Origin of the sequence: Moraxella sp. FZFQ2102 (assembly GCF_024137865.1) — a bacterium.
Classification (GTDB): Bacteria; Pseudomonadota; Gammaproteobacteria; order Pseudomonadales; family Moraxellaceae; genus Moraxella.
In genome coordinates, this window is the sequence record NZ_CP099960.1 from 1,373,682 (window position 1) to 1,390,104 (window position 16,423).

Annotated in this window: 11 protein-coding genes; 6 read left to right on the forward strand and 5 right to left on the reverse strand. The window is 46.4% G+C overall.

From position 1 onward, the window contains the following. Positions 1-207: 207 nt before the first annotated feature. Positions 208-420 carry a hypothetical protein gene (locus NGM44_RS06420; protein ID WP_103033636.1) on the reverse strand — a complete coding sequence of 71 codons (213 nt, stop codon included), beginning with the start codon at positions 418-420 and terminating at the stop codon, positions 208-210. Between the two features lie 29 nt (positions 421-449). Between NGM44_RS06420 and NGM44_RS06425 the strand changes: the two genes are divergently transcribed. Next, a complete protein-coding gene (locus NGM44_RS06425; RefSeq protein WP_253222915.1) occupies positions 450-2,420 on the forward strand; it encodes a DEAD/DEAH box helicase in 1,971 nt (656 codons plus the stop codon). Positions 2,421-2,495: 75 nt separating this feature from the next. Here the strand turns inward: NGM44_RS06425 and rlmD are convergent, their stop codons facing one another. Then, positions 2,496-3,986, reverse strand: a complete 1,491-nt coding sequence (gene rlmD, locus NGM44_RS06430; RefSeq protein WP_253222916.1) for a 23S rRNA (uracil(1939)-C(5))-methyltransferase RlmD — start codon at positions 3,984-3,986, stop codon at positions 2,496-2,498. A gap of 253 nt (positions 3,987-4,239) precedes the next feature. Between rlmD and NGM44_RS06435 the strand changes: the two genes are divergently transcribed. Both NGM44_RS06435 and NGM44_RS06440 read left to right on the forward strand, forming a co-directional pair. Further along, positions 4,240-4,968 (forward strand): sulfite exporter TauE/SafE family protein, encoded by a 729-nt coding sequence (locus NGM44_RS06435; protein ID WP_253222917.1) that lies wholly within the window; start codon positions 4,240-4,242, stop codon positions 4,966-4,968. Between the two features lie 790 nt (positions 4,969-5,758). Next, on the forward strand, positions 5,759-11,203 hold the full coding sequence (locus tag NGM44_RS06440; RefSeq protein WP_253222918.1) for a YadA-like family protein: 5,445 nt from the start codon (positions 5,759-5,761) through the stop codon (positions 11,201-11,203). Positions 11,204-11,621: 418 nt separating this feature from the next. Here NGM44_RS06440 and NGM44_RS06445 read toward each other — a convergent pair whose 3' ends face one another. After that, positions 11,622-12,047 (reverse strand): MAPEG family protein, encoded by a 426-nt coding sequence (locus NGM44_RS06445; protein ID WP_253222919.1) that lies wholly within the window; start codon positions 12,045-12,047, stop codon positions 11,622-11,624. Then, complete coding sequence (locus NGM44_RS06450) at positions 12,044-12,457, reverse strand: OsmC family protein (RefSeq protein WP_253222920.1); 414 nt, start codon at positions 12,455-12,457, stop codon at positions 12,044-12,046. The genes NGM44_RS06445 and NGM44_RS06450 overlap by 4 nt, the downstream gene beginning before the upstream one ends. 520 nt (positions 12,458-12,977) lie before the next feature. On the opposite strand from NGM44_RS06450, the gene NGM44_RS06455 reads away from it, so the two are divergent. Next, entirely contained in the window at positions 12,978-13,472 is a 495-nt protein-coding gene (locus NGM44_RS06455; RefSeq protein WP_253222921.1) for an RNA pyrophosphohydrolase, read from the forward strand. Positions 13,473-13,691: 219 nt separating this feature from the next. Here the strand turns inward: NGM44_RS06455 and NGM44_RS06460 are convergent, their stop codons facing one another. Then, positions 13,692-15,206 (reverse strand): YihY family inner membrane protein, encoded by a 1,515-nt coding sequence (locus tag NGM44_RS06460; protein ID WP_253222922.1) that lies wholly within the window; start codon positions 15,204-15,206, stop codon positions 13,692-13,694. 193 nt (positions 15,207-15,399) lie between these two features. On the opposite strand from NGM44_RS06460, the gene wrbA reads away from it, so the two are divergent. Continuing rightward, the gene (gene wrbA, locus NGM44_RS06465) at positions 15,400-15,999 is read left to right on the forward strand and encodes an NAD(P)H:quinone oxidoreductase (RefSeq protein ID WP_253222923.1); all 600 of its coding nucleotides are present in this window, start codon (positions 15,400-15,402) and stop codon (positions 15,997-15,999) included. Next, on the forward strand, positions 15,999-16,415 hold the full coding sequence (locus NGM44_RS06470) for a hypothetical protein (protein ID WP_253222924.1): 417 nt from the start codon (positions 15,999-16,001) through the stop codon (positions 16,413-16,415). The genes wrbA and NGM44_RS06470 overlap by 1 nt, the downstream gene beginning before the upstream one ends. The last annotated feature ends 8 nt before the right edge of the window (positions 16,416-16,423 follow it).

The window sequence follows — 16,423 nt, forward strand, 5'->3', positions numbered from 1 at the left end:
ACCTAAAAGGGTAATTTTAAAGATGAAATCGATAAATTTTATGCCAAAAAGTCATGACGCATAATTTTTATAAAATAATCCAAGTAATTTTATCCAAGCTGTGCTATAATCTCATTTTTCGTGAATAATTCACACACGCTTTTGATGACATCGCACCGATTTTGATGGGTAAGTTTGATTTGACCCATGTGATGATATGATTTCTTGCTAAGTTTGTGGCTTGCCACCTGCTTTGTCTATTTTATCTTTATTAGTCCTAACTGTCGCGATGATTTTGGCTTGTTCTTTATTGTGCTTTTGCACCACGACAAGCAGTTGAGCGACAATACGCCACCCAAATCCAAAATGCAATTTTGTAGCAAGCCTTAAGCATCTGCTTAAAGTTGGCTTGTCGGTTTTTTGACCAAAAAATTGGCTCATCGTGGGGGCATGACTGATACAAGGTTCTTATGACTGATCAATTACACACCACAGACACCGCCCACGCAGACGAGCAAGCAGGCGAGTTCGTACTACAATTTTCTGACTTAGGTCTGCACAAAGGCATCATCAAAGCCCTGACCAAAAGTGGCTACACTACCCCAACACCCATCCAAGCCCAAGCCATTCCGCACGCCTTGAATGGCCGTGATTTGTTGTTATCAGCTCAGACAGGCTCTGGCAAGACAGCGGCGTTTGTACTGCCAGTACTGGATAAGATGAGCCGCTTACCAAAGCTTGAAAAGCATATCCATGCACTGATTTTGACCCCGACGCGTGAGCTTGCCTTGCAGGTGCATGACAGCGTGCGTCGCTATGGCGATGGGATGCGTGGGATGTTTAGCGTACCTTTGGTGGGCGGTGCACCTTATGGTGGGCAGCTGCGTGCACTACGCAAGGGCGTGCAGGTCATCGTCGCCACCCCAGGCCGTCTGATTGATCATATGCGTGAAGGCCGCATTGATTTATCAGGTCTGGATATGCTGATTCTCGATGAAGCCGATCGTATGCTGGATATGGGCTTTGCTGATGATATCAAAGAAATCCTAGAAAATACCCCAAGCACTCGCCAAACAGTGATGTCGTCTGCCACTTGGGATGGTGCTGTGGGCAAAATCGCTGAGAGCTTCACCACCAATCCTGAACGCGTCTCGATCAAGGTTGAGTCAGCGCATATCGATGAAAGCGTGTATTTTTGTGATGACTTTAACCACAAAAACAAAATCCTGCTTGAAGTACTGAACAACCCTGAAATCAAACAGGCAGTCATCTTTACCGCCACCAAGCTATCTACCGAAAAGCTTGCCGACACCCTAAACGAAGTCGGCTACAAGGCACGCTATCTGCATGGCGATTTGCCACAAGGCAAGCGTAACCGCATCGTCGGTGATATGAAATCAGGCAAATGCGATCTGCTCATCGCCACTGATGTCGCTGCTCGTGGTATCGATATCTCAGCCATCAGCCATGTGGTGAACTATGATTTGCCACGCCAAGTCGAAGACTATGTGCATCGTATCGGTCGTTGTGGTCGTGCAGGTCGTACAGGTGTAGCGGTGAACTTGTGTAGCCTAGATGATAATAAACAACTTGCCAATATCAACCGCTATCTTAAGCGTGATATGACCACAGCCACCATCGAAGGGCTAGAGCCACGCCGTAATTTTGGTATCATCGATGAGCCACGCCGTAAGGGTGGCCGCAACCGTCGCCGTGATGATCGTGATGGTCAAGGTCGTGGCGATCGTGGTGGATATGGTCGCAAGCCACGTTTTGAAGGTCGTTCGGATCGCTTTGAGCGTTCGGATCGCCTCGAAGCTCGTGGCGAGCGTTTCGAGCGTCAAGATCGCTTTGATGGCCGTGATCGTTCAGAGCGTTTTGACCGTGGGTTTGATCAGCCAAGATTTGACAGCCGTGAGCGTGCCGATAGCCGTGAGCGTTTCGGTGGTAATGAGCGTCGTTCATTTGATCGTGCGGAGCGTCAAGGCCGTTTCAATCGTGGCGACCGCCCAGAGCGTTTTGACCGCCAAGACCGCTCAGAGCGTCAGTTTGATCAGCCGAAGTTTGAGCGTGATCGTGATTTTGGCAAAGCTTATGACAAGCCGTACAAAGCCAAAGACAGTGCAGAGCGTCGCCCATCAGATCGTTTTGAGCATCGTGGCGATCGTGGCTATGGCCGTGAGCGTGAGTTTGGTCGCACGGAGCGTTTCGGCGGTGGTGAGCGTCGTTCATTTGATCGTGCGGAGCGTCGTACAGAGCGTGATGAGCGTTTTGATCGCCGTGAGAAGTTTGGCAAAGATAAGCCAAGCTTTGATAAAGGGGCAAAATCAAGCGGCAAGTCATTTGCCAAAGCGCGTTCATCACATCGCCCAAAAGCAGTCGAAGAAGTGTTTTTTGCCAAACGCCAAGCCAAAAAAGCCCGCAAATTTGGCGATGCTTGATTTGCTCTAAATAATAAACAAAACCCCAAGAAGTTAATTTTCTTGGGGTTTTGTTTTGGGTAAATTAAATTACCATCACGCCACTTTCTCAAACCGAGCGATACTCTCCACATGACCGGTGTGGCTAAACATATCCATCACCCCAGCATGGGTCAAGCGATAGCCAGCGTCGATGAGTGCTTTGGTATCACGGGCAAGCGTGGCAGGGTTGCATGAGACATAGACGATGCGTTTGGCGTTGAATTTAGGCAGATAAGCCATCACTTCCCATGCGCCAGAGCGGGGCGGGTCGATGAGCAGGGCATCAAACTGATGTTCGCCAGTCGCCCATGGCTTATCTGAGAAATCCTGCGTCAAATCTTGGGCATAAAATTCGGTATGATGGATGCCATTGGTGATCGCATTCATCTTGGCGCGTTCGGTCATCTGCTCTGAGCCTTCGACACCGACGACAAAGCCTGTCTCGCCTACCTTGCGGGCAAGTGCTAAGCTAAAATTCCCAAGTCCGCAGAACAAATCCAGCACCCGTTCACCAGCTTGTAGGTCCAGTAGCTCACACGCCAAATCCATCATCTTGCGGTTCACCGATAGATTCACCTGCGTGAAATCCAGTGGTGAGAATTCATAAGTCAGCTCAAAATTTGGCAAATGATAAAACAGTCCGCCAGTCGGTGGCACAGTCAATGAGCTGTTTCGAGCGCCATCGGTATCAATGCGATGCACAGTGTCTGAGCCTTTGGGCTGTAAGAACAGCTGCCAATGACGCTCGGCAAAGAAAGCTTTTAGCTTGGTAATGTCATCATCACTCAGCGGTACCATATGGCGTACGATGATGGCAACAGACTTGGCACTGTCAGGGACATGAGAGAGTATTTCGCCCATTGCCACTTCAAGCTGTGGGATATGATCACGAGCATCGAGCGTGGTGATCAGTGCTTTTAGGTTTTCGATCTCAAAGCCGATGCGTGGGTCTAAGATGTGGCATTCGTTCAGCTCGGATAGGAAGTTACTGCCGCGTTCACGAAAGCCGACCAAGGCTGATTCTTTTTTGGCAACGAAGCGTACGCCCATACGAGCCTTGGTGCGATAACCTAGGCGATCACCAACCAGTGGGGGTAGCCAATTATCTGGCTGTACACCTGCTTGATGGGTGAGCAGTTCTGAGAGTACTGATTGCTTAAAGGCGATTTGACCATCGGCATCCCAATGCTGAAGACTGCAACCACCGCAGACAGTGAAATGCGGACATGGCGGCGTCTGGCGTTGTGGATGGGGGTTTGAGATGATGGCTTTGGCATCACCTTCTTCAAAGGTCTTTTTGCTGCTGGTGACTTTGACCGAGACGGTTTCGTTTGGCAGGGCAAAGCTTACGAAGATTTTTTTGCCAGCTTTGTCGGGATTATGCGATTCGTTATCGGTTTCATAGACCGCTACGCCACGCCCATCATGGGCAAGATTGGTGATGGTAAAGTCAATCGGTGGGGCATCTGCCAAGCGTTTGCGTGCTCGAGCGGTGGGCTTGCCTTTTTTGCTTGGGCTTGCGATTAAAGAATGTTGTGCGGTCATGTGCTGCCTGTCTGATCAATAAAATAGATAGATGGGTAAACTGCTCATTATAACACAGTTTAACAGTGGCTTTTTGATGAATTTATCGTCTGCCAACTTTGAAATAATGCTTAAATCAAGCTTATGCATGTCCACTTGTACAGCTTTTCTTGTTTTTCCGATCTTTTTCAAATTTGTTTAACCATGCCATCATCTGCGTGCATTTTTGGGTATAATATAGCGATTGATAAAATGATAATGATGATAAAAATCCATGATAAATGATCTGCTTTTGGCGTTGGTCAATTTTTTGACATCCTTGCTGACAGGCATCACAGGGCTTGGCGGTGGCTCGATTTTGGTGGGGCTGTTGCCGCTGTTTTTGCCTGCGGCGGCGATCGTGCCAGTGCACGCGGCAGGGCAGCTTGCCAGTAATGCCAGTCGGGCGTGGTTTGGGCGTGATAGTCTGGATTGGCGGTATGTTACGCCTTATGTGGTGGGGTCGCTGTGTGGCATTGCGGTGTTTTGGCTGTTGGTGCGGTTCATTGATCTAGAATGGGTGCCGTTATTTATCGCGGTGTATATTTTGCTCATCGTGTGGGTTAAGCCGATTAAGCGATGGCTTGAAAATCGCCAAAATTTCTTCGTCATCGGCTTTATCCAGATGGGTATCGGGATGTTCGTCGGTAGTCCCGGCCCGCTGCATGTGCCGCCTTTGATCCAAAAATACGACGACATGAACACCGCCATCAGTACTGCTTCGGTGATGATGACCTTTTTTCATGTGCTAAAGATCATCGCCTATATGGTGTTGGGTTTTCATTTTTTGGACTATTGGCAAGTGATCGTGATGATGAGTATCTCGGCGGTGATTGGTTCGTGGCTGGGTACGATCCTACGGCATAAGATGCCGATGCCGTGGCTGACAGCGGCGATGCCGTGGATTTTGACCGCGGTGGCATTGCAAGTGTTGGTGCGCTTTGTGTGGAGTGAGTTGGGGTGATGGAGTGTTTATTCATCAATTGGATCGATGGTATAATCTATCATGCCACCATTAAGATAGCTAGTCTTGGTGAGGCACAAGGGTGCGTCACACGCGCCATTACAATAACCAATATAAAATTATAAAAAACCCATTAAAAATCAACCACCTTCACCCAAAAAGGTGCGTCCCACGCACCCTACGATGTTTAATTTTTCAAATATATTTGAGCACACCCCACGCACCATTAAACAACCAATGCGTTAATCCCAAAAAAACACCAATCCCAATCTTCAATTTTCCCAATCATGCTACAGCAACAATTCTGTAACATGATTTCACCGATACAACTGTGCACTGTATCATTAAAAATACATTAATATATCTAATAAATAAAATTAGCTTTACCCCCCCCATCGATAAAAATAGCACAAGGGCGGTTTTTGAAATATTTTATATAATTCATTGATTTCATGGTATTTTTCTCAGATAATGCACCGCGATCACAGAATTTGTATAGAATAACTCTCAACTACACCACGCACAAAAAATCGAATCCCCACCCATCTACATGATGATCATTATCATAGATTTGTATAGAAAACCGCCAAAATTTGTATATTTTATATGCAATTCATTAACAAAACACCCATAAAACACTGCTATGGATATACACGACATAGTGGTAATATAGCGCCGAAAGTTGTCAGTAGGGTTACTGTTATCTTGCTGAAAACACACGCTTCACTCCAGCTGATTTGACGATCTGATGGGGTGGAGGTTTACTTTGTTTAAGTAATGTAGAGAAATTATGAATAAAGCATTTAAAGTAATCTGGAACCACGCAACCCAAAGCTGGACAGCCGTTTCAGAGATCGCCCGCTCAAAGGGCAAAACAAAATCAGTCAAGACTGCTAAGACAGCCCTAGCGGCAGCCGTAGCAGTAGCTGCAGCAACTGCAGGTACTTCTGCTCATGCGGCGATGGCTGTGGGTGGTTATGGTGGAACTACTCAGGGTAATGGTCAGGTAACTGTCACCGGTGGTGCGGCTACAGCCCAAGCAGGCACAGCTGTTGTCACAGGTGATAGAACTGCCAAATCAATGGCTATTGGCCAAAATGCATTTGTAAAAGATTACAATGGTATTGTGATTGGTAATAATGCTAGCCTAACTGGTGCACCAGACTCATCGGGTATGGCTCGCCCTGTAACTGTTATTGGTACAGATGCACTGGTGAGAAATGTATCTAGTCATGATGCATCTTTTAACCGTGGAGCAACCGTTATCGGTGGCAATGCTTTGGCTGGTTTTTTGACGCCTGCACAAGTTCAGGGTACAAATCCTGATGGTTCGCCTATGGTGGATGCTCAAGGCAATCCAATCATGGTTCCGGCGCCTGTGGGTACGGCCATTAGTCTAAATGATGCAGACTACCAAACTTACTCAGGTCCAAATGATCTAGTCCCTGGTCCATCAATGCAGAAAGAGCACGGTGTGCTATGGCGTGCAGGTATCGTCGATGAAGGCGGTAATCTTATCCCGGGCACTTCATTGCAATCAAATGAACAAACTGCCATCGGTCTTGATGCTCGTGCAATTGGTGACCAGTCTATCGCAATCGGTGCACAAACTGTTGCAGGTCATTCTTCTGTTGCCATTGGCGGCAATGATGTAGGTCGTGTAACATCTGCTGCTAGAAATGCATATAGAAGCGTAACTGGTGTTGCATTTGGTGGTAGTACAGAGACTACTTATGCCAAAGATGGTTCTACAGCAATTGGTATAAAATCATACTCTAATTCATCATTGGGTACTGCATTGGGTACCGCTGCAATGGTAAATGCTAACTCTACTTTGGGCACTGCGATCGGTTCGGGTGCTCGCGTTGGTGTGCTTGATGGCACAACTCCTACAATGTCGGGTGTGGCAATCGGTGCAGGCGCAGTTGCTGAAACCAATAATACTACCGCTGTCGGTACTGCATCAAAGGCAAACGCTTTAAATGCCACTGCAGTGGGTTACAAAGCTCTTGCTAATGGTACAGACGCTCTTTCATATGGTGCGAATGCTACCACTTACGCAGCTAACTCTGTCGCTATCGGTACGAATGCTACTGTTACTTCTACTGGTACATCATCTATCGCATTTGGTACAGACACCAATGTCTCAGGCGAGCGTTCAGTTGCACTAGGTAATAATATCACTGCTCTAAGCACCAATGGCTCAGTCGTCCTAGGTGACAGCTCAGTCGAAGTGACTGGCGCAGGTGCAGGTGCTCCAAATGCTGTTGAGACTGTAAGCTCAGTGACCATTGGCTCAGGCGCAGCGAAATTGACCTACTCAGGCTTTGCAGGTCAAGTCAAGGACGCAGGTCAGTATGTATCTATCGGCTCAGTCGGTGCAGAGCGTCAAATCAAGAATGTCGCACCAGGTGCGATCACCAATGTATCTACCGACGCTATCAATGGCTCACAGCTGTATGCTGCGTTGGATGTTGTTGGTCAACAAATTGGTAACATCTATTTCCATACTAATGATGGCACAGGTACTCAGGCAGCAGGCGATTCTGCAACTAACCTTGGTAAAATTACCGACAAAGCAGGTGCGACGGGTGCGTATGCAGTAACTGCAGGTGTTAATAGTACAGCAATTAGTAACTCAACTATCGCTATGGGTCATGGTGCTAATGCTGGTATTAGCCGTCCAGGTGTAACAGGTGAAATGCCAACTGGTGATCATGCAATTGCTATTGGTACCAACGCTGATGCACAATCAGCAGATACTATTGCGATCGGTCGTAACGCACGCGTTTTATTTACAGAAACGAACACAAATGTTTTTGCAATTCCATTGAAATCCATTGCAATTGGTGCAGATAGTAAATCTCAAAGTGAATATTCAACCGCAATTGGTTTTGAAGCGATTGCAGGCGATAATTATCATCAAAGTAATGCAACTTCGGTAGGTGCTAGAGCAAAAGCAATCAATATTAATACCTTAGCAGTCGGTTCGAATGCTAATTCAGCAGGCCAAGGTTCAACGGTCGTAGGTGTGAGTGCTAATTCATCTTGGACACAATCAACAGCGTTAGGTTTCCAATCGAAAGTTACTGGAGATTACGGTGTAGCACTTGGTTCAGGTACTAACGCTGCATATTTAGCAACTGCAACAGGTACTGGTACTCAGGCTACTGGCAATGGCTCAACTGCAAATGGTTATCGTGCAATTGCGTCAGGTGAGAATTCTCTAGCATCAGCTCGTGGTGCTCAAGCAACAGAAACTAACGCAACCGCATTGGGTCGTTTGGCGAAAGCTACCCATGCAGATGCTGTAGCACTGGGCAGCGGCTCAACCACAACCACAGCTAACCCAACCACTGAAGGTACGGTTGCAAATATTACTTATGGTACATTTGCAGGTACAGCACCAACATCAGTAGTATCTGTTGGTTCTGAAGGTAAAGAGCGTCAAATTGTCAATGTGGCAGCAGGTCGTATTTCAGAAACTTCAACCGATGCGATTAACGGCTCACAGCTATATGCGGTATACAAGCAAGCAGCTAAACCACTAACCATCACTGCAAACACGAATGCAGATACTGATGCTGAATTGTTAGAAAAACAATATGCAGCAGGCGACGGTACACAACAACAGCTTGGCGAAACTCTTGCTATCATCGGTGCAAAAACTAATATCGCACTAGGTGAAAATACCGATGCAGCGACTGCGGGTGCTTACTCGGCTCGCAACATCCAAACTGTTGTTACCAATGGTCAAGTCCAAATCCAAATGGCAACCAACCCAGTGTTTAACAGCACAGTGATCGGTGGTACATTTGACCAAGATGGCAACCAAGTTGGTAAACCAATTACCATTGGTACAGATGCAGCTGGTAACAACACCATTAGCAATCTAACCACAACCATTCAGCCGCCTGCAGATGTCGTAGATCCTGCTACCAAGCCATCTGGTGATCAGCTAACGAACGCTGCGACTCTAGGTGATGTCCTAAATGCAGGCTGGAACCTAAAAGAAAATGGCGACCCTCGTGATGTCGTGACTCCATACGACACAGTGGACTTCGTCAATGGCAATGGTACGACTGTCAGCATCGAAACTAACGATAATGTCAGCACAGTGAAAGTCGATGTCAATCTATCTGATAGTGCGATCATCGGTGACATCACAAGCAATCCAAACGGCACAACAAGCGTCGGTACGAACAACGATGGCAATAAGCTAGCCAACATCTCAACTGTGGTTGATGCGATCAACAACTCTGGTTGGAATGTAACTTCGGGCAATGTTAGTACCGGTGTTGTATCAGGTACAACTGAAGAGCTGGTCAAACCAGGTGAGACTGTGAAGTTCATCGCTGGTAAGAACATTGAGCTAACTCAAGATGTGAACAACTTCACATTTGCAGTATCAAACAACCCAGAGTTCAACAGCACCACGATTGGCGGTACATTTGACAAAGATGGCAACCAAGTTGGTTCACCAATCGTCATCGGTACAACACCTGATGGCAAAAATGTTATCAGCAATCTAAATACTACTCTACCAGAGCCAAGCACAGTTAATGGCGGTAAATCAGGTAAGCTACCTGACAATGTCACCACTACTAACGCTGCAACGCTAGGTGATGTACTAAACGCTGGCTGGAACTTGAAGACAGCTGACCAAGGTGACCTAGACTTCGTTAAGCCATACGATACCGTTAACTTCGTAAACGGTACAGGTACTACAGTTGAATCAAGCACTAATGGCAACGTAAGCAACATTCAGTACAATGTCAATGTTGATGGCACTACTACTGAAATTACTTATGCAACCAAGGTAAATGGTAAAGATGTACCTGTATATCAACATGTAGATGGTAACTACTACACTGGTGAGAACGGTACAGGCACCAAAGTTGAGACACCTGTAACTAGCCGTGTTTCTGCGATCTTGCCAACGACTCAAGTAAACGGCGAGAATGTCACTGGTCCTGTAAATCTAGTTGATGGCGACACCACAACTGTGACCAACACACCAGAAGGCATCAAAGTTGAAGTGAACACTGGTAACACCACTGTAGGCACTGATGGTAAAGCAGCTCCGCTAGCACCTGCAGATGCAAACAAAGTTGCAACTGTTGGTGATATTGTTAATACCATTAACAACACTGGTTGGAACCTAAAAGAAAACGGTACTCAAAAAGACCTAGTCACTGCATCTAACGTAGTTAACTTCGTCGATGGTGCTGGTACAACGGCTAATATCACCACCAATCAAGATGGCACTATTAGCAATGTGACTTACAATGTGAAGTATGATGGCAAAACCATCAAGCTAAACAATGCTGGTGAGCTAACTGCAGTGGCATCTAAGCCAACCGTAACTTCAGGTGGTGATGGTGATATCAACTTTGCTAACACATCAACCACCAATGTGACTGTTGATCCAGCCACTGGTGACATCAAAGTTGATGTAGTAACGACACCGCTAACCAATGCTGCAAATGGTACAGTTAATACACCTGCTAAGCCAAATGCAATCGCAACTGCTGGTGATGTAGCAAAAGCGATCAATGGTTCAGGCTTCACTGCAGCAGTAGCAAATACTAGTACAGGCGTGTCTACTGATCTTGGTGGCGACAAAGTGGTTAACCCAGGCGATACAGTGACCATGACTGCAGGTGATAATATTTCTATCACCAAAGACGGTCTAAACTACACTGTAGCGACCAAGAAAGATGTAGCCTTTGATTCTGTCACTGTCAATAAAGACTTGACTGTAGCACCAGGTGCAAACATTGATATGGGCGGCAACGTCGTTGGCAATGTGGGTACCGGTGTGGCAGATACCGATGCAGTGAATGTTGCTCAGTTGAAAGCGACACAAACTACTGTTGGTTCAGCAGATGGCACTGTGAAAGTGAACGAAACTGTATCAGCGAACGGTCAGCGTCATTTCGACCTATCGGTAGATCCAACCATCATCCAGCCAGTTGTTGACCGTGTCAATGATCTAGAAGATGATATGCGTGCAGGTCTAGCAGGTTCGGCTGCTATGGTGAACATCCCACAAGTAACCCGTCCAGGTGCAAACCTAGTCGGTGTGGGTCTGGGTCATCATAAAGGCGAAAGTGCGATCGCGGTTGGTTTCTCTAGCGCGAGCGACAACGAACGCTTGATCTTCAAGATGACTGGTTCTGCCAATACCCAAGGTGACTTCACTATCGGTACTGGTATGGGCTGGCAGTGGTAATCTACCACTAGGACGATAGTCCAAACAAAAAACCGCCTTGTTCACTTGAACAGGGCGGTTTTTTTGTTGATAAATAGCATCATCAAGTTCAAAGCCTCAGGCTCGGTGAACACCCAAGGTGATTTCTTGGGCGTTATCGGTGCTGGCTAGGCACTGTGGTAATGCGTTTATCCATACTCTGAAATCAACAAAACCCCGAATCGATGATTTGAGGTTTTGTTTGTGTGGCATCGGAGGTAACAGAGAATGCTTGTGCGTTAACAAGTTAAGGAGAGAGTGTCATCTTCTCATAAAATCTCATCATAAAATCATGTGCTTGTGTAAAAAACAGCATGAAAAGCATGATCTTAGCCCAACCTGAAGCCGCAAAAAACAGGGCGTATCACACACCCTGTTACGCCTTACCCAATCTCACAGATTACACCCCGAACAAAAACGCAAAGGCGAATAATCCCAAGCAGCAAATCATCGACATCAGCCAAGTGATCGAGCGTACAAAAGCCAAATTCGCCGCATAGCTTGCGATAAAGCATAGGCGAAACAGCACAAAGCCTGTGGCAAGCAGATTGACAATCCCCATCGGCACAAAGGTGTACAGACACACAAGCACCGCTGCCAAAAAGATCGGCAAGGTCTCATAACCATTGGCTTGTGCATGATTAAAGCGCGCGGCGATGCCAGTGGCATTTGCCAAAAACTGGCGCGGATTTTGATTATTTTTATCAAATCGAAAACCGCCTGAGACCTTGGCAAGCACCGAGCATAGCCATGGCAACAAGGATGCGATGACCATCAACACGATGGTAAGCTTACTGGTAGTGTGGGCGAATAATGCGTAAATCATGCGGCGATAATTTCGTAATCGTGGGTGATGTTCACGCCGCCTGCTGATAGCATACGCGATGCTGAGCAGTATTTTTCGGCAGACAGTTCGATGGCTTTTGCTACTTGCGACTCTTTGACATCCTTGCCTGTCACCACAAAGTGCAGGTGAATGTCAGTAAAGACTGCAGGTACGGTATCGGCGCGGATGGCGCGCATCTCACAGCGCACATCATGGATGTCTTGGCGTGATTTTTTTAGGATGCTGACCACATCATAGCTTGCACAGCCACCTAAGCCTAATAAAATCAGCTCCATTGGGCTTGCACCTTTTTCTTTTGAGCCATCGACTTGTACGGTATGACCTGATGGTGATACGCCTTCAAAATGCACGCCATCTTGCCAAGTTAAGCTTGCGTTCAGTTCAGCCATATTATTATCCTTATTTAATTCATTTATAAAAATTTATCAAAGTTTTGCGATTAATAATCAATCTGCCGATTATCCGCTCAAAATTCATCTTGCATCATCGTGTATTGTACCGATTTTACATTACTTTGGCAAAAGCCGCCATAAAAACTGTATGCTTAATCGGGACAAAATGCTATTTTTCCAGTTATTTTGACCAAAATCGCAAATAATTTTAAAAAACTTGGGGCGTATTGAATTTCATATTTGCCATTAAAAGCGAGATAAATCGATTGATTTTCTAGAAAAATTCCGCAGGTGATATAATAATATCATCAAGGGATTTGACGAAGGAAATCAAGATTTAGCCGATTTAATGGTAAAAATGGTAAATATTGCTAAATTATTTCTAAAATGTAAATAATGTTATGAATATTCAATACGCCCTACCTTTTTGGGCGTTTTTTTGGTTTAATAGTCACTAAGTAAAGTCATCGGCAAAAACTGGTGATATTTCAATAATTTATGAATTAAGAGTTTAGTTATGATTGATGCAGACGGTTTTCGTCCCAATGTCGGCATCATCTTAGTCAATACACAAGGGCAAGTGCTGTGGGCAAAGCGCATCGGACATGACAGTTGGCAATTTCCCCAAGGGGGGATTGGACGGGGTGAGACACCGCTAGAAGCGATGTACCGCGAGCTGTATGAAGAAGTGGGTCTGTTGCCTGAGCATGTCGAAGTGCTTGCGGTGACGCGCGACTGGCTGCGGTATCGCTTGCCAAAACGCTATGTGCGTACAGGGCAAGAGCCTTTGTGTATTGGGCAGAAACAAAAATGGTTTTTGCTGCGCTTGGATGAAGCTTATACCGATTATATTCGTTTTGATGTCGGTGTGCCTGAGTTTGATGATTGGCAATGGGTGAGTTATTGGTATCCTTTGACAGGCGTCGTGCCGTTCAAGCGTAGTGTTTATCAGCGCGCTTTGGCGGAGTTGATTTCAGCAGTACCATTGGATAATAATTTAAGATTGTCTTAAATAAAAATCACCGTTCAGTTGAGCGGTGATTTTTTTTGTGGGTGGGAAAAAAGGGTTTAAATCATTATGAGTGGTTTTGGTATATGATAATTATTTAATTTAAAAAAAGTTAATAAATTAACAAACACTGTAGGGTGCACCCCACGCACCATTAAGATTTGGGATTTTAACGGTGCATATCACACACCTACATACTGGCGCTCAAATCCAATTTGCGCATCACTCTTTATCATCATCGCTGATCGCGCGTTTGATGTCGGTGATGTGTTTTTTGTTACGACCGAAAAAATGCCGCGCGCTTTTGATTAGGCGAAACACTTTGGCAAATTTGCTTTCGGTGATGCTTGCTTTGCCATCTGGAATGATGACGACATTGCCATTTTCATCGATGGTACGGCGCGCGTCATCATCAAAGCCTGCCGCGTCGGTGCTTTCGCTGGCAGCTTCATCGCTGATTTTGACGATGCGGTGCTTTTCACGCAGGGGCGTGCCGTCGAACAGCTCAGATAAGCTGATGTCAAGCTCGTCATTGGCGACTTTTTCGATGCGCGTCAGCTGCTTGTACAGCTCGACGAACCATGGATCATAATCGGCAGCTTTAAGCTCATCAAGTTCGCGGCGAATCGGCAGCGGATAGGGCAGATTTTTATAAAATTGCCATAGATTCACCGTTTTTAGATCGGTCTTGAGCGTATAGCGATTATCGCGCGTCGGGGTGATGAGATTATTATCAAGCAAAAGATTAAGATAAGTATGCCACTTCGGCAACTCTTTACGCCCCAAGGTTTTGCGCAGTTCATCTTCACTCACCGTTTGTCCTTGCTGATATTTTTTATAAGTCAAATTCAGCATGTCCAATAGGCTTAATAGCGGATGGCGCACAGGCACTTCTTGGGTGTCAAAAATCGTCAAAGTATAGCTGATCTGCACACCAAGCAAGATCAAATTCCACGACAAATAAATCCACAGCAGGAAAATCGGCAAGGCAGCGAACGCGCCATAAATCGCTTCGTAACTGGTGAAATTGGTCATCACTGTGCCGAAGATTTGCTTGAGTAGCTCAAACAATACCGCGATGATCGTGCCTGCGATGGCGGCGTTTTTGATGGGTACTTGCGCTTTTGGGATAAACCAATACATCCCGATAAAACCCACGACCATCAAGCCGAAAGACAATAGATACGCCCACACGCCCCAGTCGATGCCATAGCCTGCGATTTTTTGATTGAGAAAATTTAGACTGGCAATCGCGCTTGACGCACCAAAAATCACACCGAGTACAATCGGACCCATGGTGATCATCACCCAGTAGCGAATCAGGCTAGATACGCCGCCTGAGCGATCATCGACGCGCCAAATTTTATTGAACGCGTGCTCAATGGTGATCAAAGTCAAAATCGCCGTCACAAACAGACCAATGACACCGACGATACCAAGATTACTGGACTTTTCGGCGAAATTTTGGATATAACCGCTGATCTGCGCACCTGATGATGGCATGACATTATTATAAATCGCCGCCTGCATTTGATCGCGCACGCCTTCTAGGGCAGGCACGCTTGAGAAAATTACCAGTACCACCGTCAAGACAGGCACGATGGCAAGTAAGGTTGTGTAGGTTAGGCTTGCGGCTTTTTGTTGGCATTCATCTTCGGTAAAATGCCGAACCAGCAATCGCAAATACATGAACCACGCATGATGCGCAAAGGGTAATTTATTCAAAAAATTGGTCATAGCTCTGTATAAAATGTCTTTATAAAATTGATGGAATTTATACTAGTGTAACAAATCGAACCCCAAATGCTAACCTTTAATTTGTGAAAATATGTGACCATTGGTGCGTGATAAACGCTTGCATGGCGTTTTGGGCGGTTTTATTGGTATAATAGGCGCAAATTTGATACATTGACATAAAACGGATATTCCCATGACTTCACCGTATATTTTGGTGCTGTACGACACCAACAAAGGCTCAACCAAGCAGCTGGCTTATCTGATCGCCCAAGGCATCACCGATACAGGCATGGCGGTGAAAATTCGCCGTGTGCCAAAGGTCTCAGCAGTCACCGAACAAGTGGCGGACAGCATTCCTGATGATGGCGATCTGTACTGCACTGCTGATGAGCTGACAGGGTGCGCAGGGCTTGCGCTTGGCAGTCCGACGCATTTTGGTAATATGTCGGCAAGCATGAAATATTTTTGGGACAATACCGTCACCGCGTGGCTGGCGGGCAATCTACAAGGCAAGCCTGCGTGCGTGTTCACCAGCACAGGCAGTCAGCACGGCGGTCAAGAAAGCACACTTATCACTATGATGATGCCGCTATTGCATCACGGTATGCTTTTGATGGGTTTGCCGTACGCGCACCCTGAACTGTCCGCGACCACGCGCGGTGGCACGCCCTATGGCGCAAGCTTCGTCGCTGGCAGTCGTCATGAATACAGCCTGACCCAAGACGAAAAAACCCTAGCAATCGCCCAAGGCACACGCCTAGCCATACTGGTCAAACAGCTGCAAGGTGCGTGATGAGAGTTAAAAAAGACAAAGTCCAAAAACCTGTCGCCCCTGTGCAGCGCGCCTTGCGTATAACATGGATGGCGTGGCTAATAACAGCTGCCATCATCTATCCTGCAGCTGTGATGGCTGCGACAGGTGCAAGCCTATGGGCAGGAATTGGTGTGCAGATATTGGGCTTGATCCCTGCGCTATTATGTACTGTGAGCATCCATCGTGGCAATTCACCTTATGCGCTGATGTGGGTGAGTATGGTGGCACTGTTGTATCTGGGCGTGGCAGGCGTGATGAGCTTGTTTAAGATCTATGAAGGTGCGCCGATGGTAGTGTGGGCTGTGCAGGTGCTTGAGATGATTTTGTTGCTGATGATTAATTGTCAATTATTCGTCCTACTCAAGCGATTGCCTGCCATGCATAAATCGTTGTGATAAATCAA

Bases quoted from the DNA above. Each gene is read 5' to 3' on its own strand.
- NGM44_RS06455 (WP_253222921.1), top strand. From the start codon at position 12,978: ATGATTGATGCAGACGGTTTTCGTCCCAATGTCGGCATCATCTTAGTC.
- rlmD (WP_253222916.1), bottom strand. From the start codon at position 3,986: ATGACCGCACAACATTCTTTAATCGCAAGCCCAAGCAAAAAAGGCAAG.
- NGM44_RS06425 (WP_253222915.1), top strand. From the start codon at position 450: ATGACTGATCAATTACACACCACAGACACCGCCCACGCAGACGAGCAA.
- NGM44_RS06420 (WP_103033636.1), bottom strand. From the start codon at position 420: ATGAGCCAATTTTTTGGTCAAAAAACCGACAAGCCAACTTTAAGCAGA.
- wrbA (WP_253222923.1), top strand. From the start codon at position 15,400: ATGACTTCACCGTATATTTTGGTGCTGTACGACACCAACAAAGGCTCA.
- NGM44_RS06440 (WP_253222918.1), top strand. From the start codon at position 5,759: ATGAATAAAGCATTTAAAGTAATCTGGAACCACGCAACCCAAAGCTGG.
- NGM44_RS06450 (WP_253222920.1), bottom strand. From the start codon at position 12,457: ATGGCTGAACTGAACGCAAGCTTAACTTGGCAAGATGGCGTGCATTTT.
- NGM44_RS06470 (WP_253222924.1), top strand. From the start codon at position 15,999: ATGAGAGTTAAAAAAGACAAAGTCCAAAAACCTGTCGCCCCTGTGCAG.
- NGM44_RS06460 (WP_253222922.1), bottom strand. From the start codon at position 15,206: ATGACCAATTTTTTGAATAAATTACCCTTTGCGCATCATGCGTGGTTC.
- NGM44_RS06435 (WP_253222917.1), top strand. From the start codon at position 4,240: ATGATAAATGATCTGCTTTTGGCGTTGGTCAATTTTTTGACATCCTTG.
- NGM44_RS06445 (WP_253222919.1), bottom strand. From the start codon at position 12,047: ATGATTTACGCATTATTCGCCCACACTACCAGTAAGCTTACCATCGTG.